This window comes from Streptomyces sp. AP-93 (assembly GCF_022808175.1).
In the GTDB taxonomy this organism is placed as follows: domain Bacteria; phylum Actinomycetota; class Actinomycetes; order Streptomycetales; family Streptomycetaceae; genus Streptomyces.
In genome coordinates, this window is sequence record NZ_JALGBX010000012.1 from 169194 (window position 1) to 191527 (window position 22334).

Consider the following 22334-nt stretch of genomic DNA (forward strand, 5'->3'; position numbering starts at 1 on the left):
GGGGCGGGGGGAGTGCGGTCGCCCGGCGGTTCAGCCCGCCTGCTCGCGCAGCTCCTCCAGCCGGTTGTGGATGACGTGGTGATTGACGAGGAAGTCCTCGGGGCGGCGGGGGGCCGTCTCGATGCCCTCCGCGCGCAGTGCGTCGGCGAAGTTCTCGCCCTGCTCGGCGGTGCGCCGCGCGGCGGCCTGGACGGCGCGGTAGGCCTGCTCCCGCTCGACGCCCCGCTCCAGGAGCTCTACCAGCACGGACGAGCTCCACACGAGGCCGTTGGTGTGGTCGATGCCGGCCCGCATCCGCCCGGTGTCCACGTACAGGTTCTCGATCATGTCCGCGGCCTTGCTGACCTGGAAGTGCGCGACGGTCAGCGCGTCGGGCAGCACGACCTTCTCCACCGCCTGGTGGGCGATGTCCCGCTCGTGCCACAGCGCGACGTCCTCCAGGACCGTGGTGGCGTACCCGCGCAGCAGCCGGGCCAGGCCGACCAGCATCTCGCTGCCGGACGGGTTGGCCTTGTGCGGCATGGCGCTGGAGCCCTGGTAGGCGCAGGTGCGGCGCTCCTCGACCTCGCGGACCTCGGTGCGCTGGAGCAGCCGGAACTCCAGGGCGATCTGCTCGACGCAGGCGCCGAGCAGTGCGACGGCCTGGACGAGCTGGGCGTGCCGGTCGCGGGCGACGACCTGGCTGGGGCAGGGCTCGATGCCCAGGCCCAGCTCCTGGCAGACGTAACTCTCCACGGCCGGGTCGATGAGCGCGTACGTGCCGACGGAGCCCGAGACCGTGCCCACGGCGACGGCCTCGCGGGCGGCCTCCAGGCGGGCCAGCGAGCGGTCGATGGCGAAGGCGAAGCCGCCGAGCTTGTGGCCGAAGGTGGTGGGCTCGGCGTGGATGCCGTGGGTGCGGCCGACGGTCGGGGTGTCCCAGTGCTCGGCGGCCCGGTCGGTGAGGACCTTGCGCAGCCGCTTCACGGCGGCGATCAGCACGTCGCAGGCCCGGGCCAGGATGTGCCCGAGGGCGGTGTCGACCAGGTCGTAGCTGGTCATGCCGACGTGTACCCAGCGGGCCGAGGACTCGGGCATGTCCTCGCAGTAGGCGGCCAGGAAGGAGAGCACTTCGTGGTCGCGCTGCCGCTGGATCTCGATGACCTTCTCCGGCGTCGGGACGGGTGCCCGGCGCATGTCGTCGAGCACCTCGGCGGGCACCCGGCCCAGCTTGACCTGGGCCTCGGTGGCGAGGATCTCGACGCGTACGTAGGTCTCGTAGCGGAATTCGTCCGAGAGGAGCGCCGCCATCTCGGGGAGCGTGAAACGGGGGATCATCACAGGCCTTCGTCGGAGGGAGGAACGGTGGAACAGGGGGGCGGGCCGGTGAGGGATTCCGGCCCGGCGGACGGCGGCGCGGGGCCGGCCGTCGTGACGCAGGAGCGCCGGGCGGGGTCAGAAGGCCGCGAAGTACTCGCGCTGCTCCCACTCGGTGACCTGGCCCGGCACCGGGGACGCGCCCCGCGCCCAGGCCTCGTAGCGGCTCACCTCGCTCTCCTTGACCTTGGTGAGGACGATGGCCAGCGGGTCGCCGAGCAGCTTGGCCGCGCGCCCGGTGCGGAAGGCCTCCAAGGCCTCGCGCAGGGACTGCGGGACGGTGTCGGAGCCCTCGCGGGGCCCGTCGGCCGCACCCCCGGCGGCCCCGTCGAAAGCCCCGAGGCCCTCGAGGCCGGCGAAGAGCTGGGCGGCGATGTTCAGGTACGGGTTCGCGCTCGGCTCGCCGATGCGGTTCTCGATGTGCGCGCCGGCCCCCGAGCCGACCACGCGCAGCATGGCCGTGCGCGACTCCAGGCTCAGGCCCACCCGGGTCGGGGACAGGGCGTGCCGCGTGCCCAGGCGCTGGTAGCCGTTGACCGTGGGCACCGACAGCAGGAACAGGTCGCGCAGCCAGTCCTGCAGGCCTTCGGCGTACGCCTTGCTCGTGGGGGACAGCCCCGCCGAGAGGCCCTCGGCGCTGAAGACGTTGCGGCCGGTGGCGGTCTCCAGGACGGACTGGTTCAGGTGCCAGCCGCTCGGGTCCGCCCCGGCGATCGCCGGCTGCGACATGAACGAGGCGTGCAGGCCCCGGGCCGCGCACCAGCGTTTGGTGAAGACGCGGAAGAACAGCATCGCGTCCGCGGTGTCCAGCGCCGCCATGGGGTCGAACGTGGTCTCCACCTGCCCCGGGCCCATCTCGTGCTCCATCGACCGCACCGGCAGCCCCAGTTCGAGCAGGGCGAGGGCCAGCGGGTCGGTGACCGGGGCGACCGTGTCGTAGGCGGCGTCCAGGTTGAACTGGTAGCCCGCGTTCATCGCGGCCACCCGCGGGGCCGGGCCCTGCAGGCCGAAGCCGTTGCCCTCGTTGCCCGGCTCGTCGTCCAGGCGGCGCGCCAGGTACCACTCGACCTCCAGGCCGAGTACGGGCGTCAGCCCGCGCTCCTCGTACCCGGCCAGCACCCGGTGCAGCACGTGCCGCGAGGACAGCGGGTGGGGGCGGCCGTCGCGCAGGTACTCGTCGCCGATCACCCAGGCCGTGCGCGCACCCTCGCCGGGCAGCACCAGGAAGGTCAGCGGGTCGGGCACCAGCACGAAGTTGCCCAGGCCGGCGATCTCGTCGACGCCGGTGCCGTGCTCGCCCCGGTAGTCCACCGCCGTGGTGCAGGCGGTGTCCTTCAGGAACGGGCCGGGGCTGTAGTTCATGCCGTTGCGCAGCACCCCGCGGAAGGTGCGGGCGGTCAGCGTCTTGGAGCGCACCAGGCCGTGCGGGTCGCCCCACACCAGACGGACGAAGTCGATTCCGTCCAGCCCCGCCCGGATCTGCTCGGCGGCCGCCAGCCGGGCGTCGTCCCACAGCCCGTGTTCGGCGACGAACGCGGGGCTCCCGACGCTGCCCTCCGTGGCAGGGGTCGACCATGACCTGGAATACATGACGGGGAGCGTCCTTTCGTCAGAAGGCCGACAGGGGGCTGGCTGGGGGCCGACCGGGGTGCTGGGCGTCAGGGGCGCCAGGGGCGCCGGCACTAGGCGACCCGGGGCCGGGCCGGCTCCGGGGAGGCCACCTCGACCGGGGTGCCGGTGACGGACTCCCAGTGCCAGGCCGAGTCGAAGGCCGTCACCTCGGCCTGCTCCCCCTGCTCGGCGAGCGCGGCGGCCTGCTGCGTCATCCGGGCGATGAAGGCGGCCACCTGGTGCGCCGCGAGCATCTCCTGCTCGGTGTACGGCTCGCCGTCGGCGCGGACGATGCGCAGGTCCATGAACCCGTTGAAGGGCCGGCCGCACACCTCGACCGACTGGGGGCTGCGGATCGTGAAGCGCACCATGTTGTTGACGTGCCCGTGGTGGTGCTGGTCGGAGAAGTGGGCGATGTCGGGGATGGTGGGCGGCACGAAGTGGTCGCGCTCCAGGACCTTCTGGGTCCGCGGCAGGTTGCCGGCGATGAAGTGCCAGGAGTTGTACTGCATGCGCGAGGACATCGCCCAGGCGGTGTCGGCGAGCGTGGCGAGCGAGTCGCCGTAGTGCCGCCTGGCCTCCTGCGCGGGGACCACGCAGCAGAAGAAGTCCGTGATGCCCCAGGAGGTGATCTCGTCCCAGGCCTCCGCGCGCAGCGCGCGGACCAGCTCCGGCAGCGACCGGATGCCGCGGCTCATCGAGAAGTCGGCCTTGAACGCGGCGGTGGTGGCGGCGACCGCCTCGTACACGACCGCCTCCAGACCGGTGCCGAAATCGCCGTGGGGCCGGGCCAGCCAGGCCGGGTCGGCGTCGTCGGCGAGCCGCAGCTCGGCCAGCCGGTCGCCGGTCACGGGCAGCGTGGCGCGCAGGTGGTCGGTGACCTGCCGGTCCCGGTCCGCGGCCACCTCGCCGTACGGGGCCGCGACTTTCTCCACCTTGTGGATCAGGGCGCCGTGGATCTCGCGGTACAGCTGGACGGTGCGGGTCACCTCGGGGCGGTGCGCGCCCAGCGCCGTGGCCAGGGCCATCAGCGCGTCGAGGCCGGCGTCGGGACCGGCCGCGGGGATCCGCTCCCCGCCCAGGGCTCCGTTGTAGTTGCGGCGGGTGTGCTCCAGCAGCCGGCCCACGTTGTCCAGGGTGAGCTGCGAGCCGTTGGCCTCCTCGATGCGGCCGTACCCGGCCGAGCGGATGAGCAGGCTGATGCCCACGACCAGCAGGGCGTCGTGGTCCGACCACAGCTCCACCGGCAGACCGGCCAGGCTGCCGAACACGCAGTCGGGGTGGCCCGGCCACAGCGTCTTGCCCACGACCGTGTTGGTGTCGCGGAAGTTCGTGTACTGCTTGTCCTCGATGTAGAGCATGAACGGGGCGGTGCGCTGCGCGCCCTCGGTCAGCTGCGCCAGCAGCGCCTCGCGGCCCTCGCGCCCCTGCTCCGCCAGCCAGCTGCGGCTGTCGGCCGCGTAGCGGTCGAAGCGCTCCTGAGCCGTCGTCACCTCGTGCCGGTAGTCGTCCAGGTGCCGCTGGGTCCACGGAACCCGCAGCACCCCGCCGACCAGCGTGTGCTGCTTGGCGAGCGGCTGCTGGGAGGGGACGCGGACGACGACCCGGCCGCCGGTGGTCAGACCGATCTCACCGAGGAACACGGTGGCCTCCGCGGGGTCCACGGGGCCCGCAGGGTCCGCGACGGCCCCGGCCGGTTCCCGGGCGCCCGCGGACAGGCCTGCGACGACCTTCAGCGCGGCGGCGTCCGCGGTGCGCAGGCCGCCCGCCTGGACCTCCGCGGGCACGTGTCCGTCGAGCGTGAGCAGGGTGTCCAGGGCCGAGCGCACGTCGGCGGCGGCCGAGGCCTTGCGCCACACCCGGGCCAGCAGCCCGGGGAACCCGGCGTCCTCCTCGCGTACCCGGTCCGGCTTGGGCGTCGCGCCGGCCGCCAGGCCCAGGCGGCTGGGCCGCCGGCTCTGGCGCTTGCGGGCGTTGGCGGCTCGACGGGAGCCTTCGCGGTCTACGGGCGCGGTCATGCGGCACCTTCCCCGGTGAGTGCGATGTGGCTCCACATCGCGTCGTCGGTGGGCGTCCAGTCCTCGTCGACGTAGATGCAGTCGACCGGGCACTCCAGGACGCAACGGGGGCAGCCCGAGCACAGCTCGGGGATGATCACGACGTCGAGCCCGCGGTCGAAGATCGCGCCGAATTCTTCCGGACAGCTGCGCAGGCAGGTGTCGCAGGTGATGCACTCGGACGTTTCGATGCGCCGCGGGGGCTTGGTCCAGTTGCCGGCGCGGCTGCGCGTGGCGATCCTCAGAGGGCGCCCGGACGGCACATCTGACGAAGCGTTGCTTTCCACGGGCATGGGACCCCTTAGACGTCGTGTCGATGACGGCTCGAACGGACGCTTCGAGCATCCGGGGTTCCTCTCGACCAACTCCTGAACCCCGGTCGGGGCGTGCTGGAGCGTCACACCGAGCGGAAGGACGGAGTCCGGTGGGAGGGGGGACTCCGCAACGGCCGCGCTTCGTGGAACCGGCGGCTCCGGATCGCTAGCGCCGCTCGAGCTGAGCGCGATGTGCACACGTCAGGCTGCTGGTCGGCCTACACGTGGTGAGGTGCGTATGGATACGGCAGTAGACAGGGCCATCGAGTGCATGCGGGAGCACCACGGTGAGCCCCTGGCCCTTGCACGGATCGCAGAAAGCGCTCTGCTCAGCCGGTTCTATTTCACGCGGCTGTTCAAGGAGGAGACCGGGCTCACCCCCGGCCGGTTCCTGGCCGCGGTCCGCATCCACGAGGCCAAGCGGCTGATCGAGATGACCTCGATGAGCATCACCGAGGTTTCCTGCGCGGTCGGATACAACAGCATCGGCTCGTTCACGAACTACTTCACGGCCAGCGTCGGAGTGTCCCCCAGCCGGTTCCGCCGCCAGGCGCGGGACGGGGGTGAGGGCCTCCCGGCAACGGAGTCCGTCCCGCAGCCGGGACAGGGCACGGTCGGCGGAACCGTCAGCCTGCCCGAGGGCCACGGGAACGCGCGCGTGTTCCTGGGCGCCTTCGCCACGCCCGTCGTCCAGCACCCGTGTGTCGCCTCGGCCGTCTTCGACGTACCGAGCGGCCGGCCGTCCTGCTACTCCCTGAAGAACGTCCCCGAGGGGACTTGGCACCTGCTCGCGGTGGCGGTGGCCGACGCCCTCGGGCCCGACCGGACGGCCCGCCGGACCCCGCTCGTCGGGGGGCGCGGCGTGACGCCCGTGACGGTGACCGCCGACGGCGTCACGAGCGCGGCGGTGCGGCTGCGCCCGAGCCGGCCGACCGATCCGCCGGTGCTGCTGGCGTTGCCCGAGCTCGTGCCCCCGGTGACCTTCGTGCCGCCCCCCGGATGTCCCTCCACCGCCCCGGGTCAGGGCGCCGACGGCCGGCGCCAGGCCGCGGGCCACCTCCGGCTGGTGTCCGCGGCACCGGTGCCGTGACGGGCGTGCCCGCGGTTCACGGCATCGTGTCCTGCTTGGTCTTGAGCCCCTCGGCGAGCAGGCTCCATTCCTTGCCGATGCGCTCGGCGATCGGGGCGATGACGCCGAGCCAGTGGGCCGGAACCGCGTCGATCAGCTCCCGCCAGCCGTCGTCCGGCTCGGCGGCGTGCAGCTGCATCCAGCGGAGGAACTCCCGGCCGCCCGCGGTGTAGCGGACGGCGGGATCGGTGGCCATCTTCGCCGCCACCGTCGTCCAGGCCGGAATCTCGTCGGTGCGGTTCCTGCGCTGCGGCGCGCTGTTGATGCTGCTCGTCGGTGCCACCCGCAGTGACACCAGGGCTGCGCCACCGGAACCCGCACCACCGGAACCCGCACCACCGGAACCCGCACCACGGGAATCCGCGCCGCCGGGATCCGCCGGTGCGGGCCGCGACGGTTCCCCGGCCGGCCGTACGGACCGCACGGGGTGGGCGGGGTGGACGGATCGCAGGGGCTGCGGCGCCGCGTCGGGTGTCCGGCTGCCGTTGCGCTCGGGGCTTTCGCCGCGCCGCAGCCGGGCGCTCACGTCGTGGACCGTGCCGAGCGACACGTCGGTCTCCCGGGCGACCTGACGGAGCGGGGCGCCCGGGTGCGCTGCGATGTACTCGGCGGCCCGCCGACGGCCCTCGCCCGGGCCCACCGGACGCCGCCTGCCGTCCTGGCCGATGCGCTTGCCGTCGAGCGGTGCTCCCTCGCCCGACTTCTCGCGCATCGACGCGATCGTCTTCGCGCTCAGCCCGGTGATGCGGCCGACGGCACGGTCGGACCAGTCCGGGTGGGAACTCAGGACGCGCTGGGCTCCGGACACCCGGTCGGCCTTCGACAGCGGCAGCCCGTGCGAGCCGTTCGCCTGCATGGCGATGACGAGCGCCTCGGAGTTCGAACAGTCCACGAAGCGCGCCTTGATGCTGCTGTCGCCGCGCAGCTTGGCGGCTTCCAGCCGGTGCAGGCCGTCGATGATGCGGTAGCCGTCGATCTGGACCAGAACGGGCGGCAGCTCCGTCGAGCCGGCCGCGTCGACGAGAAGCTGGATGTGCGCGGCGTCCGTGCCGCTCCGGCGCAGAAGCACGCCCGCCGACAGAGCGTTGACGAGGACGTCGCAGGCGGGAAGCTGCTCGAGGTTCTTCAGATCGAATTCGCTGCGGGCCGACGCGTCGGCGCTCTCTGTTCCGACGGAGCCGAACGCGTTCGTGATCAAGATGGCCTGCGCGCTGCTCTGAGCCATTCCTTCACTTCCTCTCTGCTGCCGCTGCCGATGAGCGTCGCAGGAGGGGCTCTAGCAGCAGTCGAGGAGAGATCGACGCTTCCTGGAAACGCAGGACAGCGGGTGTCCGCCGGTCAGGCGGACACCCGCTGCGGGTGCGGCGGGGAAGTGCCCCCGCGCCGCGCGTCAGGCGTCCCTGCGCTGCAGGAGGGCACCGCGTCGACGGTGGTATCAGGAGGGTCATCGCGTTCAGTAGGCGTCGGCCTGCCGGGTTTTGAACGATGGCCGCCGCTTTACGCGCACGGCTATTTTATTGCCGTGGTGGCCCTCCGCGGAAGCGGTTGTTTCATCTGCCTATTTTCCTCAGTTGAACCCGTAAACCCGTGAAGGTGGTTATGAAATCATTCGTGAATGGTTCGGTGAGCACGGGGCGGCCGGTGATCGGGATCTGTGCGCGGACCGCGCCGGTCACCTTCCAGGGCGACGACATGGTCGTCAGCTTCGCGCTCCAGGCCCACCTGGCCTTCCTGGCCGCGGCGGGCTGCACGCCCCTGCTGCTTCCGCTGCTGCCCGGCGTCGAGGCCATGGCGGACCGGATCGACGGCCTGCTGATCCCCGGTGGCCCCGATGTGGACCCCTCGCTGTACGGCGAGGACCCGCACCCCGGCACGCGGGCGATGACCCCGGACGCCGACCGCGCCGAGCTGGCGCTGATCCGTGCGGCACTTGACGCCGAGCTGCCCGTGCTGGGCATCTGCCGCGGCATGCAGCTGCTCAACGTGCTGCACGGCGGCACGCTGCACCAGCACCTGCCCGAGATCACGGGCCACGACGGCCACCGCCCGGACACGCCGTCCTTCACCCTCGGCCCCCACCCGTTGAAGCTGGAGCCGGGCAGCCGGATCGCCGGTGTCCTCGACGAGGACGCGCCGGTGACGGCCTGCCATCACCACCAGGCCGTCAACCGGCTCGGTGCCGGCCTCACCGCCACCGGCTGGGCGCAGGACGGGACCGTCGAGGCCATCGAAGTCACGGATCACCCCTTCGCCGTCGGCGTGCAATGGGAAGCGGGCTTCACGCCCGATCAACGACTTCACCACGCACTCGTGCACGCCGCCGGACGCCCGTAAATCGGCTGTCCGTCTCGTATTCGCTCCAGGATCTCGTGCTGCTCCAGCAGGTTTCGAGCCGATTCAAAGACCCCCTTGCCACGCTTTGAGCGCCGTGCATTCAGAAGGGGAATCCATGAAAAAGCTCGCATTGGTCACTACGGTGATCGTGACCGGCCTGTTGGTTCCGGCCGTCACCCCCGTGGCGGCAGCCGAGGGGGCTGCCGCCACGGCCGCCGGAACGATCGCCTGGTTGCCGTGTCCCGACACCGACCCGAACCTCGGCGCGTTGCTCAAGGGCCTGGAATGCGGCTCGGTGGAGGTCCCGCTCGACCACGCCCAGCCCGGCGGCCAGAAGATCAAGCTGGCGCTGACCCGTGCCAAGCACACCGTCACCGACGACCAGTACAAGGGCGTCGTGCTGCTGCACCGCGGCCAGTGGCCCGGCCCCATCAGCCGCGACATGCCCACCCGGTACGCCAAGGGCACGACCGGGCTGGCGCCGGACGTCAGCGCCGCCTACGACTGGATCGGCTTCGACCCCCGCGGCGTCGGGGCCAGCGAGCCGGCGCTCGTCTGCGACCCGTCCTACATCAACCAGATGCTGCCCGACCCCGTGCCGAAGACCGCCGCGGACGAGCAGAACTCCGTGGCCAAGGCCAAGGCGTACGCCAAGAGCTGTGGTGACAAGTACGGCGACGTGCTGGGCCACTTCACCACCAAGGACTCCGCGCGCGACCTCGACCAGATGCGGATCGCGCTCGGCCAGGAGCAGATCAGCTACTACGGCATCGACTGGGGCGCCTACCTCGGCTCGGTCTACGCGACCATGTACCCGACCCGGGTGAAGCGCATGGTGCTCGACAGCGTGCCCAGCCCCAGCGGCGTGGGCTACCAGAACCAGATGTCCAAGGCCATCACGTCCGAGCACAACGCCGGGACGTTCTTCGCCTGGGTCGCCAAGTACGACTCCGTCTACCACCTGGGCACGACCGCCGACGCGGTCGAGGCGAACTACTACAAGGGCCAGGACGCCCTCCGCGCGGCGCCGGTCGACGGCAAGATCGGACCGGGCGAGTGGGCGAACGTCTTCGAACAGGTCGTCTACCGCCACTGGACCTGGGTGAGCCGCGCGAAGATACTCTCCGACTTCGTGGTGCGCGGTGACGCGACGGCGCTGCGGGCCGACTCCCCGACCCCGGGCTTCCCGCAGCAGAACCGCGTCGCGATGACCAACGCGGTCAACTGCACCGACGGCCCGTGGCCGAAGGACTGGAAGGTGTGGAGCGCCACCCTCGCCAGCCAGTACGCCGCCGGGAACCACCTCCTGACCTGGAGCAACGGCTGGTACAGCGCGCCGTGCGCCTTCTGGCCGGTGCAGGCCAAGGCCCCGGCGCAGGTCGGAAACAGCAGCGTCAACGTCCTGCTGGTGCAGCCGCAGTACGACAACGCACACGGGATGTTCGGCGCTCTCGACATGCGCATCCGGTTCCCCAACTCCCGTCTCATCGTGGAGTTGGGCGGCCACAACGTCGGCTCGGCGCTGTCGGCCAACAACAACGCCTGCCTCAACACCCACGTCGGCGACTACCTGAGGGACGGCACCCGTCCCACCTCGTGGTGGGGCATCGACGCCACCTGCCAGGCGGCCGCGGACCCGGTGCCGCCGACGGTCTGATCCCAACGTCGGACGGGCCCCGCATGATCACCATGCGGGGCCCGTCGTCGTCTGCCGTCAGCGCGTTGCGGAGGCCGGCCGCCGACTCCGTCCCGACCGTGCGCTGCGCAGACGTCTTCTCCGGGCCTGCCCGGTGTCCGCGGTCGCAGCGGTGACCACGACCGTGATGCCGACGACCACGAAGGCCGCGGTCAGCGGGCCCGCCAGGTCGCTCAGCGCGCCCATGGCGAGGATGGACACCGCCACGCCCGAGGGCAGCAGCGTGGCTCGCAGCGTCACCACCGACGGGAGCTCCTCGTCGGATGCCGAGGCCAGCAGCCGGTTGTTGTAGTGGACGAACGCCACCTCGAAGAGCACCAGGAACAGCGCGTACAGCACGATCGTCGCCGCGGTCCGGGCGACCGCCACCGCCGCCAGCAAGGGCACCATGGGCAGCAGCAGCCATGTGGTCGAGGGCACGTGCGCGAGGTACCGCTGGGCGGGCAGGGAGGCGAGCGAGCCGGCGAATATGGCGACCGCCGACACCGCGACGAACACCCCCACCAGGCGGGTTCCGCCTCCCAGCAAGTGGAGCGGGATCACGGTGACGGCCACCGTGTGGAATCCCTGCCAGAACGCCACCAGGAGGAAGCGGGCGAAGAGCCGGCGCAGTACGGGGTCCTGGACGCGCAGGCGTGCACCGGTCTTGGATGCCGCGCCGTCCTTGGCGTCGGCCACGGACTTTCCGGGGGCCGACGGCAGAGCCCAGGCGAGGAGCGCCGAGAGCGCCAGCGTGGCCACGTTCACCGCGATCAGGCCACGCAGCGACAGGACCGATGCGGCCGGCCCCGCCAGCGCCGCCCCGACGCTGACACCGGTCAACTTGCAGATCTCGGCGACGGTGTTGGCCTGGTCGAGGCGCTGCGACGGGACTACGTTGCGCAGGACGACCGACGTGGCCGAGCGGGTGACCGACTCGAAGAACCCGCGGGCGACCAGGACGGAGGCGGCCACCACGAGGAGCGCGCGGTCCGGCGCCAGGAGCGCGGCCGCGGTCACCAGCAGGCTCGCCGCCTCGGCCAGCCGGACGAGGCCTTCGGGGGCACGCTTGCTGAGCAGCCGGTTGAGCGGAGCGGCCAGCAGCAGCGCGGGTAACCACGGCGCACTGAGCACGCCTCCCGCGAGCAGTCCCGACCCGGTGGTCGATCCCACGTGCGTGGACAGGGCCACGAGGACCAGGAAATTGCCGCACGTGTTGACGAACAGCAATACGGGCGTGATATGCGGCGAGCGAACACTCGCGAAATAAGATGTCATCACTCATCCTTCCAGGGTCGGAGGATGGCAGAGCTGAACGGATTTCGGCGAGCGGTGGGTCTGTCTATGTTGAACTCATGACAGCAGCCGATCAGAGCAATCAGAGCAATCAGAGCAACCCGTGCATCGTGATGGTCGATGCCTACGCCGCGGCCCGTTCGCTCGTTCTGGAATTCCTGAAGCAGGGATGTTCCGTAGTCCGGGTGCAGAGCACGCGCGATGTGCCCTTCGTATACCTCGCGTCACCGTACGTCCCGGACGACTTCATCGCCGACATCATCCACGAGGGAGATGTCGATGCCACGGCCGGCGCCGTCGCGGCGTTCGAGCCGATCGCGGTGATCTCGGGCGGCGAGGTCGGGGTGGAACTCGCGGACCTGCTCGCGCAGCGGCTCGGCCTGCCGGGCAACGGCACCGGCCTCAGCGCCGCGCGGCGCGACAAGCACCTCATGGTCGAGACCGTGCGCGCCGCCGGGCTCCGCGCGGCCCGTCAGCTGCGGGCCACCGATGCGGACGAGCTCGCCGCCTGGCACCGCGAGCTCGGCGGCCGCGTCGTCGTCAAGCCGCCGCGGAGCGCCGGCAGCCAGGGGGTCTCCTTCTGCGACTCCCCGGAGGAGTCCGTCGCCGCGTTCCTGTCCCTGGCCCCCGCCGACGACGTCTTCTCCCAGCCCAACAACGGGGCCGTGGCGCAGGAGTACCTTCCGGGCACCGAGTACATGGTGAACACCGTCAGCCACGACGGCCGCCATCACCTGTGCGACGTCTGGCGGACCACCCGCGTCAGCGCCAACGGCGTCGTCGACCTCTGCGACGCCCTCCTGCTGATCGATTCGGGGGAGCGGGTCGTGGAGGCGCTCAGGGAGTACGCCTTCCAGGTCCTGGACGCCCTCGGCATCCACTACGGCCCGGCGCACGTGGAGATCAGGATGACCCCCGCCGGGCCGTGCCTGGTCGAGGTCGGCGCCCGGATAGCCGGCGGCGGCATCCCGGCCGGTGCCAGCCTCGGCATCGGCGAGTCGCAACTGGAGTGGACGGTCGACGCGTACCTGCGTCCCGAGCGGTTCCACGCCCGCGCCGGAACCCCGTACGAGGTGCGCAAGTACTGCGCGATCGCCGGCATGGTCTCGCCGGTGGAGGGCGTGCTCAGCGAGTACCGCGGCATCGAGGAGATCGAGGGGCTCGAGAGCTTCCGCACCCTGCTGACCCCGGTGAAGCCCGGTCAGCAGATCCGCCGGACGGTCGACGACCTCACCTACCCGGTCATCGTGGTGCTGCTGCACGACCTCGAAGAGGTCGTGCAGCGCGACCTGAACACCATCCGCCACCTCGACGGCACCGGGTTCTACGCCCTCGACCGCGGGGGCGAGCACCGGAACTCAACGTTCGACTGAGGATCTGCCGCGGTCGAACGTCATACCGGAGCCGCGGCCGGCTCTCACCGCGCCCAGGACGGGCGCGGCACCTTGTAGACGAAGCTGACGGCGGTACGGGGCTCCGTCGCCGTCGTGTTGGGCGCCGAGCGGTGCACCACCAGGCCGTCGAACATGACGGCCGAACCGGGGTCGAGGGGCACGGCGACCGGTTCGGCCGTACGGGGCAGGTGCGCGTCCGCGATGTGCGGCTCGACCGCCTTCTCCGGCGGGGCCTCACCCGGCAGCCGCTCACGGTCCCCGGTGTGCGGGAACAGCCCGAGCGCGTGGGAACCGGGGATGAACTCGAGGCAGCCGTTGCGCGTGGTCGCCGGTTCGAGCGCGATCCAGATCGTCACGATGCCGTGCTCCCCGGCGCCGAAGCCGGGCGGCGCGAAGGCGATGTCCTGGTGCCAGGGCTTGGCCGAGCCCACGACGGGCGGCTTGGCCCACAGGAACGCGTTGACCAGCTCGCCCGGGGCGCCGACGCCCCGGGCGACCGGCCCGTCGGCCAGGCCCAGCGAGCGCTGCACGGCGTCGAACTCCGGTACGTGCTCATGGATGCGGTCGGCCGACCGCAGCACCCCTTTGAGGGCGCCGGCGCCCTGCTGCCAGGCTGCCCATCCGCCGACGCCGGGCGCCTCCAGGACGAACTCCCCGCTGGAGGCCGTGCGGTCGGCGGCGAGCTCCTCGATCCGGCCCACCGCGCGCCGCAGCCGGACGAGCGCGTCGCCGGCCGCGAGCCCCGGGAGCCGTGTGAACCCGTTCTCCCGTATGTCCCGGGAAGCGGTGTCAACCATTCTTTCCTCCTTCTCCGAACGTCAAGATCGATATGAACTTACCCTCAGGTTATCGAGGAATGCTCTTTTCCTGGTTCACCGTTGCGGTGCCTTCCGTGCCCTGTCAGTGTTTGAGTCGTGAGGCCGAGAGGCCACGCAAACACCCACTCGAATCGCCTATGCAGAAGGGGGGAGAAAAAATGAGCGACCGTGACTTCATCGAGACCCGTGACGCCAAGCAGGAGTGCTCCAAGTGGTAATCCGCTGAGCCGAGAATTAGCCGCCCGTACGGGAAGAATTCCGTACGGGCGGCTCGTCGTCCGAGAGAGGTAGAGATGGTAGGCAATCAGGTTTCCGGCGTCATCGACGTTCCCGCTGACCTGCTGGAGATCGACGATTCCACCGACGCCCGCTACTGGGCATCGGTGCAGCGCGTCGTCGACCTGGCCGAGGAGAAGGGCCGGACCGCCGACGGGATACCGCTGCTGGCGAGCCTCGTGGTCGCCCACCCCGAGTGGCCCGTGCGCGCCGGCGCGGTGCGGCTGCTGGCCGCGCACCACGCGGGCGACCCCGCCGCCGACACCGCCGTGGCCTCCGCGACGCACGACACGGTCGACTGGGTCGCGTTCACCGCGCTCAAGGTCATTACGGAGCACCGGATCGCCGCCGCCGTGCCCGACCTCATCCGCATCTCCGGCTGGCCCAGCAACTTCACCCGCCCCGACTGGGCGCGCAAGCCCGTCGGTTGCGGCGCGGCGCTCACCAAGCGCGCCCTGATCGCCGTCTTCGGCACCCGCGACCCCGCCGAACTGCGCCGTCTGGAAGACGAGTACTTCACGGACATGCGGGCCCGGGTCGATGCCGTCCGCACGCGCCCCCGGCGCAACGACGACGTCGCCCTCGTGCCGGCCGGTCCGGCGATCATCGGTGCGGACGAGCAGCCCGACGCGTTCCGCATGGCGCAGGACGACACCACGCTGCGCGCTGTGGACGTGCCCGCCTTCTTCATCGACCGCACCACCGTGACCAACGCCCGCTACCGCGAGTTCTTCGAAGAGGTGGGCGACTCCGGCCGGTTCGACCACCCCGACCAGCCGCTCGGAGGCTCGCACCGCCCCGCGCACTGGCACGACCCGCGCTTCAACGCACCCGGCCTCCCCGTCGTGGGCATCGACTGGTACGACGCCTACGCCTTCGCGAAGTGGGCCGGCGGCACGCTGCCCAGCGAGGTCCAGTGGGAGAAGGCCGCGCGCGGCGTGGACGGCCGCCGCTTCCCGTGGGGCGAGGACTGGGACCCCGACCGGGTGAACTACGTCGAACGGGCTTTCGGCCAGGCCGTCGCCGACCTCGACTCCCTCGAAGCGCTCCTCGTCACCATCGAGCTGGGGGAGAACCCCGCCCACCCCGTGCTGGCCGCGGACGCCCTCGCGGAGGGCGCCAGCCCGTACGGCGTCCTGCAGATGTCGGGCAACGTCTGGGAGCTGACCCGGACCAACTTCTACACCGGCGAGGACATGGACCCCTTCTTCAGGGGACGCCACCCGCTGGACTTCATGAACCGCAAGGAAGCCTTCCACGTGCTGCGCGGCGGCACCTTCACCTCGCCGCCCGCCTGCCTCACCACGTTCTACCGCGGCAAGGACCTGATCACCGACCGCCACATGGAGGTCGGCTTCCGCTGCGTGTACGAGGGGACCGGCTGATGCGCCTGACCTCGCTCGGCCACGCCGCCGTCCTCATCGAGACGGGGACGGAGCGGATCCTCTTCGACCCGTGGCTCACCCAGCGCCTGGACCGCTTCTGGGAACACCACCCGCCGCTGCCGGACGACCTGGTCCGCACGGTGCTCGACGAAGGCGTCGACTACGTGGTCCTCAGCCACCACCACTACGACCACCACCACTTCCCCTCCCTGCTCCGCCTGACCGACGGCGCCGACGTGGACTTCGACGACAGCCCGCGCCAGAGCTCCGAGGTCACCTGCGTCTACCCCGCCGGACCGGTGCCGCCGACGCTGACCGCCTCGGGACTCGGACACCAGGCGATCTCCTGGACGCTGCGCCGCTTCGGCTTCGAGCGCCTGCGCCCGGTCACGCCGGGCGACACGATCACCACCCCGGGCGGGACGACCCTGCGGACGTTCCCCTCGGCCGTGTCGTTCCCCGAGATGAGCGTGCTGGTGCAGACGGCCGAGGCGGCCGTCATGCTGTGCGGCGACGCGCTCCTCCACGAGGACACCGTCGCGGCCTTCGGGCGCGACGACGCGCCGCGCATCGACGCCGTGTTCGTCCCCGCGCACAGCATCTCGCCGCCCGGCGTGCTCACCGAGCGCCGCCCGCTGACCGACTCCGACGCGGTCCGCGCCCGCGCCGTCGCGAACTTCGACCGGTACATCGCCTCGATCCCCGCGACCGTGGCCGTGCCCTCCTCGTTCGGCTGGCGCATCAGCGGCGACGGCGAGCGCGACTACTCCTGGTGCAACAAGACGATGTTCCCCTTCACCCCGGCCCAGGCCCTGCGCCGGCTCGACGAGCTGGGCCGCGACGGCCTGCTGTGGGGCCCCGGCCAGGTGATGGAGGTGGCGCACGGCAAGGCCGCCCTGGTCGACGGGCCGGTCTCGCCGGACGCGTACGACTTCGACGAGGTCTACTCCGAGATCACGCTCGACCCGGCCACCCCCGTGCCACCGTTCGACGCCTCCCTCGACCGGTACGGCCGCCAGACGCGCGGCGCCGAGGACCTGCTCCGCGACCTGCTGGACCGGCTCGTGGCGACCGATTACTGGTACCACGCGCTGGACGACGGGGCCGGACGGCACGTCGTCTCGCTGCACGAGGACGACGGCACCGAGACCTCCTTCCTGCTCGACCCGGTCGCGGACCGGGTGACCCGGCTCGGCCCGGGCCCCGCCCGCAGCCACGTCACCGGCGCGGAGGGCTGGACCGAGATGGCGGCGAGCACCCTGGAGGCCATGCTCGGCGCCGCCCTCCTGATCGGCAGCTCCTACGGCCTGTGGGCCAGCAACGGCCTGCTGCTCTCCGCGGTCTTCCACCACCCGTCCTTCTATACGCGCCACGTGGAGCGCACGCTGCAGGAGGCGAACGAGGCATGAGCGACCTGGTCGTGCTCGATCACGAGAGCACCTGCCTGCGCGGCAACCCGCTCGGCGACTCCCACCGGCGCCGCATCGAGGTGCACCTGCCGCCCGGGTACGACGGAGTCCGGCGCTTCCCGGTCGTGTACTGGCTGCCAGGGTTCGGCGCCCACCCCAGCCTCGCCGGCAAGGCGCTCGCCTTCGGCGCGTCCGTCGCCGACCGCCTCCGCCAGGCGATGGCGGACGGCCGCGTGCCGCCCGCGCTGCTCGTCGTGCCCGACTGCACGACCGCCTACGGCGGCTCGCAGTACATCGACTCCGCCGCCTCCGGCCCGTACGCCGGCTACCTGGCCGAGGTCGTCGCCGAGATCGACCGGCGGTTCGCGACCCGGCCGCAGCCGCAGTGGCGCGCCATCGGAGGGAAGTCCAGCGGCGGCTACGGCGCGCTCGTCGCGGGCATGACCTCCGAGCTGTTCGGGGCGGTGATCGCCTGCTCGCCCGACGCCGGGTTCGAGCACAGCTACCTGCCGCTGCTGCCCGGCACGCTCGACACCGTCAGGGCGGCCGGCGGCATGGACGCGCTGCTCGCCCGCCGCGACAGCGGCCCGATCGATGCCCCCTTCATGGTCGCGATGAGCATCATCGCGATGGGCATGTGCTACGCCGACGACCCCCGGACCACCGCCGCGGACGCGCTGCCGTGCGACCCCGTGACGGGCGTGTTCCGCGACGAGGTGTGGCAGCGCTGGCTCACCCACGACCCGGTACGGATGCTCCCCGCGTACGCCGGCCGGCTCGCCGGACTCGGCCTGCTGCACCTCAGCGTCGGCCGGCGCGACGAGTACGGCATGCACTGGGGCGCCCGCGCGCTGCACGCGGCCCTCGACGCACACCGGGTCCCCCACCACTACCTGGAGCACGAGGGCGGGCACCAAGGGATCGAGTACGTCTACACCGAGGCTCTGGCGGGGCTCTGGAAGATGTGGCGGGAGCGGGAACCGGAGGGTGACGCATGTGCGGCATAGCGGGCTTCATCAGCTTCGAAGGGCGGCGCGATCCCGACTGGCTGGACGCGCTCGGCCGGACCATGACCGGTGCCATGGCGCACCGCGGCGAGGCGGCCTGCGCCCCGTACGTCTCGCCCTGCGGCACCGTCATGCTCTGCGCGACGCGGCTGGCCGTGCGCGATCGCAGCCACGCCGGCGACCAGCCGATGACCGACCCCACCGGCCGGATCGTCCTGGTGCACAACGGCGAGGTCTACGGCTCCCGTTCGCCCGCGCCGCCGCTGTGGCCGCGCCGCACCACCTGTGACACCGAGTTCGTGCTCCAGCAGGTCTGCCGCGAGAGCGATCCGGCCGCCGCGCTGCTGCCGCTGGACGGCATGTTCGCGCTCGCCTGGCACGACACCTGGACCGGACGCGTGGTGCTGGCCCGCGACCACTTCGGCGTGAAGCCGCTGTTCTACGCCCACACCGACGGCGGCCTGCTGTTCGCCTCGGAACAGGGGGTGCTGCTCAGCACCGGCCTCATCACCCCCGAGGTGGACCGCGAGGAGTTCCTGCTGCGCTCCTGGATCCGGATGGACGCCGCGGACGACCGCACCTGGCTGCGCGGCATCGAAGTCCTGCCGCCCGCCCAGTACCTCGCCATCGACCGGCCCCGCGCGACCAAACACCGCTACTGGCATCCCGGGGCGGTGGACGACCCGATCGAGCCCGAGGAGATCAGGGCCGCCTTCGACCGGGCGATCCAGCAGCGGTCCGTGTCCGACGTCCCCCGGGCGGCGGTGCTCAGCGGCGGCGTCGACAGCACGGCGATCGTCGCGGGCATGACCGCCCTGGGACTGCCCGTCGACACGTACGTCATGCGCTACCAGAACGGCATCGGCGGCTCGGGCGACGACGTCACGTACGCCACCGAGGTCGCCGAGCACCTGGGCGTGCCGCTGACCGTCCTCGACCTCGACCGCAACGCCGCCGCCGACCTGCTGCCGGTCCTGCCCACCCGGCTGATGCGGCCGCTGCTGCACGGCGCCGAACTGGCCATGCACCACCTCTACCGGGCCATCGCCGCCGACGGGAAGGTGGTCGTCTACTCGGGACACGGAGCCGACGAGTTCTGGGGGTACCAGGCCGGCCGGTACTTCCCCATCGTCGACCCCTACGCGCCCACCTTCATCCACGGACGCCACTACCTGACGCACAGCCTCCACGCCGACGAACGCCCGGTCTGGTCCCGGCTCGTCGAGTGGATGGCGCACGAGCTCGACGTCGACATGAAGACGGTGACCGACATGGTGTGGGAGCGCACCATGGCCGAGTACCGGGCGCTCAAGACGGCATCGCCGCTCAAACGCGGCAGGCACCACCTGATGCGGCGGTTCCTGGTCTACGTCAACGACATGGTCGACGCCACGTCCTCGACCTTCACCCTGGAGGACCGGCCCGTCTTCCAGGACGTCACCCTCGCCGAGCTGGCCTTCCGCTGCCCCGAGCACTTGAAGGACAGCAACAAGCCCGGCACCCACAAGGGGCTGCTGAAGGCCGCGCTCGCCGACCTGCTGCCCGAATCGGTGCAGCTCCGCCGCAAGCAGGGTTTCCCGACCCCCACCGACCCCGACTACGTCCGCCGGCTGACCGACCTGGCCGACGGGCTCGGCACCCCCTTCGGGCTGCCGAAGCTGCCGGCCGGGCTCCGCGCCGAACTGGGCGTCGGGGAATGGATGTTCCTTGCCTCAAGCTCCGCCTGGCTCGACCACCTCGCGGGGCTCCGAACCGACACGAGGAGTCATGGTGAGCAGTCCCGTCCCCCACTGGCGCTGGCACACCCTGGACAGCGCGGCCGATCTTGACCCGGTACCGCCGGTGATCACGGAGGAGCTCGCCCAGGACTGGTGCAACTTCGTGGTGTGGCGGCCGTCCGAACTGCCCGGGGGCTGCGACACCAGCACCGGCACGATCCGGCGCGAGGCGCCCCCCGGACGCGTCGAAGCCGAGGGCCGCAGCCCGTGGACCGACGCCAACCCCTCCGGCTACCGCACCGAGATCTCCGGCGGCGGACGGCGGCTGCGCCTGAAGCAGTTCCTGTACGACTGGGCGTTCCCCGCCGCGGACCACCCGTGCCTGTGGGGCAGCGAGACACGGGCGTACGAGATCGGCGAGGGCAGGGTCGTCTGGCTCGGCACCGACTACATGGGCCACCGGGCCGCCGGCGCCCGCATGCTGCGTACCACGGTCGAACTCTCGGTGCTGGAGGGCGAGTTCACCGACGACGAGCTCGTCGCGTTCTTCGCCGCGCTGCGGCCGGCCGTACCGCAGGCGGCGGCGCGGGTGCCGGCCACCCCGTTCGCCGAACTGAGCTACTGGGCCCGGCAGCCGGCCGAGATGGTGTCGGTGCCCACCGGAGTCTTCTCCTTCCACCGGCGCGGGACGGAGCACGAGGGCGACTGGGTCGCGTCCGGGGAAGTCACCGCCTTCCTCGCCGCGCAGGGGGTGCCGGTGTCGGCCGGCGGATACCACGCCGACAGCGCCGCGACCTTCGGCGACGGCGCCGCCGTCCGCGAGCTGGACGTCGTCTACACCACGGCGTCCGGCGGCGAGCTGCGCCTGACGGCCCAGCGCACCGGAGGCGGGCGCCTGGAGTTCCCGCCGCAACGGGACAAGCACCCCGCCACCGACGAGCTCCTGGAACTCGACGGCCGCCCGCTGTACCTGGGCTACACGGACGCCGAGTTCGGAGCCTGCGACGCCTGGTGGCAGCACCCCGACGGGTACGAGCTCAGGCTGCTGGGCAGCGCGGGCACGGGCCTGGGGCGGGAGGCCTTCCTCGGCCTGGTCACCGAGATCGACGCCGGACTGCGGCTGGGCGGCCGCGCCGGGACGCTCGGATGACCGAGGTGGGACGCGCGATCCTCGACCCCGCCACCGGGCGCGGCTTCGACCACGTACCGGACACGTCCGCGACCGGCGTCGGCGACGCCGTGGCCCGGGCGGCGTCGGCGTTCCACGAGGGCTGGGCCGACACCTCCCCGGCCCACCGCTCCGGCCGGCTGCGCGAGCTCGCCGCCCTGCTGCGCGACGACCGCGACGCACTCGCCGCCCTGGAGCAGCGACACGCGGGCAAGCCCACGGCGCGCGCCGCAGGAGAGGTCGAATTCGCCGCCCAGGTGGTCGACTGGTTCGCGGCGGCGGCCCGGTACCCGGTCGGCGAGACCCACCCGGCCGGCCCCGGCATGCGCACGTACAGCGACCGCGTGCCGGTCGGGGTGTGCGCGGCCATCGCCCCGAACAACTTCCCGCTCCTGCTGGCCGTCTGGAAGATCGCCGCGGCGCTCGCGTACGGCAACACCATCGTCGTCAAGCCTGCGCCCGAGACACCGCTGTCGACCCGCCGGCTGGTCGAGCGCGCCGCCGAAGTGCTCCCCGAAGGCGTGCTCACCGCCGTCTACGGCGGAGCCGACACCGGGCGACGGCTGTGCGACCACCCGGCCGTCGGCATGGTCTCCTTCACCGGCTCGACGGCGGCGGGACGCGAGGTCGCGCGCCGCTGCGCGGACGGCCTCAAGCCCGTCTCACTGGAGCTCGGCGGCAAGAGCCCCGTCGTCGTCTTCCGCGACGCCGACCTCGACGAAGCCGCCCGCGCGGTCGTCACGGGCTTCACCGGCAACACCGGCCAGGTGTGCGTGGCCGGGACGCGCCTGATCGTCGACCGGGCCGTGCACACAGAGTTCGTCGGCCGCGTGGCCGAACTGGCCGCCGCCCTGCGCGTGGGCCTGCCGCAGGACCCCGCCACCGACCTCGGCCCGCTGATCAGCCGGGCGGCCGTCGACCGCGCGGCCGAAGTGGTCGACGAGGCGGAGACCCTCGGGGCGAAGGTCATCGTGCCGCCCGGCCGGGCCGGGATCCGCCACGAACTCGGCGGCGGCTTCTTCGTCAACCCGGTCATCCTGGACGGCCCGCCGTCCCACAGCCGCGCCTGGCGCGAGGAGATCTTCGCCCCCGTGCTGTCCGTGGCGGCGTTCGACACCGACGCCGAGGCCCTGGCACTCGCCCACGACACGGCGTACGGCCTGTCGGCATCCGTGTGGACCTCGGACGCCCACCGCGTCGAGCGCTTCAGCCGGGCGCTGCGCGCCGGCATGGTGTGGGTCAACACCTGGGGTGACACCGAGGAGACGGTCAGCGTCTCGGGGCTCGGCCAGTCCGGATACGGCCGCGAGCTGGGCATCCACGCGGTGGAGGGCTACACCAGGCCCCGCGCCGTCTGGGTGGCCCACCGGGCGCAGGGGTAGGCCGC

General features: G+C 72.0%; 17 protein-coding genes. 10 read left to right on the plus strand and 7 right to left on the minus strand.

Annotated elements, in window-relative coordinates:
- Positions 1–30: 30 nt before the first annotated feature.
- The 4 genes from purB to MTF69_RS21280 form a co-directional block, all read right to left on the minus strand.
- Positions 31–1317 (minus strand): adenylosuccinate lyase, encoded by a 1287-nt coding sequence (gene purB, locus MTF69_RS21265; protein ID WP_243336536.1) that lies wholly within the window; start codon positions 1315–1317, stop codon positions 31–33.
- 117 nt (positions 1318–1434) lie between these two features.
- Positions 1435–2946, minus strand: coding sequence for a glutamine synthetase family protein (locus MTF69_RS21270; protein ID WP_243336538.1), 1512 nt, complete (start codon positions 2944–2946; stop codon positions 1435–1437).
- Positions 2947–3038: 92 nt separating this feature from the next.
- Positions 3039–4985, minus strand: coding sequence for a hypothetical protein (locus tag MTF69_RS21275; RefSeq protein WP_243336540.1), 1947 nt, complete (start codon positions 4983–4985; stop codon positions 3039–3041).
- Positions 4982–5311: a 4Fe-4S dicluster-binding protein gene (locus MTF69_RS21280; RefSeq protein ID WP_243336542.1), complete on the minus strand. Its 330-nt coding sequence runs from the start codon at positions 5309–5311 to the stop codon at positions 4982–4984. The genes MTF69_RS21275 and MTF69_RS21280 overlap by 4 nt, the downstream gene beginning before the upstream one ends.
- A gap of 265 nt (positions 5312–5576) precedes the next feature.
- Between MTF69_RS21280 and MTF69_RS21285 the strand changes: the two genes are divergently transcribed.
- Positions 5577–6428 carry a helix-turn-helix transcriptional regulator gene (locus MTF69_RS21285; RefSeq protein ID WP_243336545.1) on the plus strand — a complete coding sequence of 284 codons (852 nt, stop codon included), beginning with the start codon at positions 5577–5579 and terminating at the stop codon, positions 6426–6428.
- A gap of 16 nt (positions 6429–6444) precedes the next feature.
- Here the strand turns inward: MTF69_RS21285 and MTF69_RS21290 are convergent, their stop codons facing one another.
- Positions 6445–7692 (minus strand): ParB N-terminal domain-containing protein, encoded by a 1248-nt coding sequence (locus MTF69_RS21290; protein ID WP_243336546.1) that lies wholly within the window; start codon positions 7690–7692, stop codon positions 6445–6447.
- Between the two features lie 386 nt (positions 7693–8078).
- Here MTF69_RS21290 and MTF69_RS21295 point away from each other — a divergent pair, with 386 nt between their 5' ends.
- A complete protein-coding gene (locus MTF69_RS21295) occupies positions 8079–8801 on the plus strand; it encodes a gamma-glutamyl-gamma-aminobutyrate hydrolase family protein (protein WP_243336549.1) in 723 nt (240 codons plus the stop codon).
- A 115-nt stretch (positions 8802–8916) separates the two neighbouring features.
- The gene (locus tag MTF69_RS21300) at positions 8917–10458 is read left to right on the plus strand and encodes an alpha/beta fold hydrolase (protein ID WP_243336550.1); all 1542 of its coding nucleotides are present in this window, start codon (positions 8917–8919) and stop codon (positions 10456–10458) included.
- Positions 10459–10515: 57 nt separating this feature from the next.
- Here MTF69_RS21300 and MTF69_RS21305 read toward each other — a convergent pair whose 3' ends face one another.
- Positions 10516–11706 carry an MFS transporter gene (locus MTF69_RS21305; protein ID WP_243336551.1) on the minus strand — a complete coding sequence of 397 codons (1191 nt, stop codon included), beginning with the start codon at positions 11704–11706 and terminating at the stop codon, positions 10516–10518.
- Positions 11707–11831: 125 nt separating this feature from the next.
- Between MTF69_RS21305 and MTF69_RS21310 the strand changes: the two genes are divergently transcribed.
- On the plus strand, positions 11832–13145 hold the full coding sequence (locus MTF69_RS21310; RefSeq protein ID WP_243336553.1) for an ATP-grasp domain-containing protein: 1314 nt from the start codon (positions 11832–11834) through the stop codon (positions 13143–13145).
- A 44-nt stretch (positions 13146–13189) separates the two neighbouring features.
- On the opposite strand, the gene MTF69_RS21315 is transcribed toward MTF69_RS21310, so the two are convergent.
- Entirely contained in the window at positions 13190–13963 is a 774-nt protein-coding gene (locus MTF69_RS21315) for a phytanoyl-CoA dioxygenase family protein (protein WP_243336555.1), read from the minus strand.
- Between the two features lie 314 nt (positions 13964–14277).
- Here MTF69_RS21315 and MTF69_RS21320 point away from each other — a divergent pair, with 314 nt between their 5' ends.
- Genes MTF69_RS21320 through MTF69_RS21350 form a run of 6 tightly spaced genes read left to right on the plus strand, consistent with a single transcriptional unit; the run spans position 14278 to position 22329 of the window.
- The gene (locus MTF69_RS21320; protein WP_243336557.1) at positions 14278–15645 is read left to right on the plus strand and encodes an SUMF1/EgtB/PvdO family nonheme iron enzyme; all 1368 of its coding nucleotides are present in this window, start codon (positions 14278–14280) and stop codon (positions 15643–15645) included.
- Positions 15645–17054, plus strand: coding sequence for an MBL fold metallo-hydrolase (locus tag MTF69_RS42935; RefSeq protein ID WP_279346031.1), 1410 nt, complete (start codon positions 15645–15647; stop codon positions 17052–17054). Before MTF69_RS21320 ends, MTF69_RS42935 begins: the two co-directional genes overlap by 1 nt.
- Positions 17051–18061, plus strand: a complete 1011-nt coding sequence (locus tag MTF69_RS21335; protein ID WP_243336688.1) for an alpha/beta hydrolase-fold protein — start codon at positions 17051–17053, stop codon at positions 18059–18061. Before MTF69_RS42935 ends, MTF69_RS21335 begins: the two co-directional genes overlap by 4 nt.
- Entirely contained in the window at positions 18049–19890 is a 1842-nt protein-coding gene (locus tag MTF69_RS21340; RefSeq protein ID WP_243336560.1) for an asparagine synthetase B, read from the plus strand. The genes MTF69_RS21335 and MTF69_RS21340 overlap by 13 nt, the downstream gene beginning before the upstream one ends.
- The gene (locus MTF69_RS21345; protein ID WP_243336562.1) at positions 19829–20929 is read left to right on the plus strand and encodes a hypothetical protein; all 1101 of its coding nucleotides are present in this window, start codon (positions 19829–19831) and stop codon (positions 20927–20929) included. The genes MTF69_RS21340 and MTF69_RS21345 overlap by 62 nt, the downstream gene beginning before the upstream one ends.
- On the plus strand, positions 20926–22329 hold the full coding sequence (locus MTF69_RS21350; RefSeq protein WP_243336564.1) for an aldehyde dehydrogenase: 1404 nt from the start codon (positions 20926–20928) through the stop codon (positions 22327–22329). Before MTF69_RS21345 ends, MTF69_RS21350 begins: the two co-directional genes overlap by 4 nt.
- Positions 22330–22334 lie beyond the last annotated feature (5 nt).

Coding starts and splice junctions, on each gene's coding strand:
- MTF69_RS42935 (WP_279346031.1), top strand. CDS start 15,645: ATGCGCCTGACCTCGCTCGGCCACGCCGCCGTCCTCATCGAGACGGGG.
- MTF69_RS21285 (WP_243336545.1), top strand. CDS start 5,577: ATGGATACGGCAGTAGACAGGGCCATCGAGTGCATGCGGGAGCACCAC.
- MTF69_RS21270 (WP_243336538.1), bottom strand. CDS start 2,946: ATGTATTCCAGGTCATGGTCGACCCCTGCCACGGAGGGCAGCGTCGGG.
- MTF69_RS21290 (WP_243336546.1), bottom strand. CDS start 7,692: ATGGCTCAGAGCAGCGCGCAGGCCATCTTGATCACGAACGCGTTCGGC.
- MTF69_RS21350 (WP_243336564.1), top strand. CDS start 20,926: ATGACCGAGGTGGGACGCGCGATCCTCGACCCCGCCACCGGGCGCGGC.
- MTF69_RS21300 (WP_243336550.1), top strand. CDS start 8,917: ATGAAAAAGCTCGCATTGGTCACTACGGTGATCGTGACCGGCCTGTTG.
- MTF69_RS21315 (WP_243336555.1), bottom strand. CDS start 13,963: ATGGTTGACACCGCTTCCCGGGACATACGGGAGAACGGGTTCACACGG.
- MTF69_RS21340 (WP_243336560.1), top strand. CDS start 18,049: ATGTGCGGCATAGCGGGCTTCATCAGCTTCGAAGGGCGGCGCGATCCC.
- MTF69_RS21345 (WP_243336562.1), top strand. CDS start 19,829: ATGGTGAGCAGTCCCGTCCCCCACTGGCGCTGGCACACCCTGGACAGC.
- MTF69_RS21310 (WP_243336553.1), top strand. CDS start 11,832: ATGACAGCAGCCGATCAGAGCAATCAGAGCAATCAGAGCAACCCGTGC.
- MTF69_RS21335 (WP_243336688.1), top strand. CDS start 17,051: ATGAGCGACCTGGTCGTGCTCGATCACGAGAGCACCTGCCTGCGCGGC.
- MTF69_RS21320 (WP_243336557.1), top strand. CDS start 14,278: ATGGTAGGCAATCAGGTTTCCGGCGTCATCGACGTTCCCGCTGACCTG.
- purB (WP_243336536.1), bottom strand. CDS start 1,317: ATGATCCCCCGTTTCACGCTCCCCGAGATGGCGGCGCTCCTCTCGGAC.
- MTF69_RS21275 (WP_243336540.1), bottom strand. CDS start 4,985: ATGACCGCGCCCGTAGACCGCGAAGGCTCCCGTCGAGCCGCCAACGCC.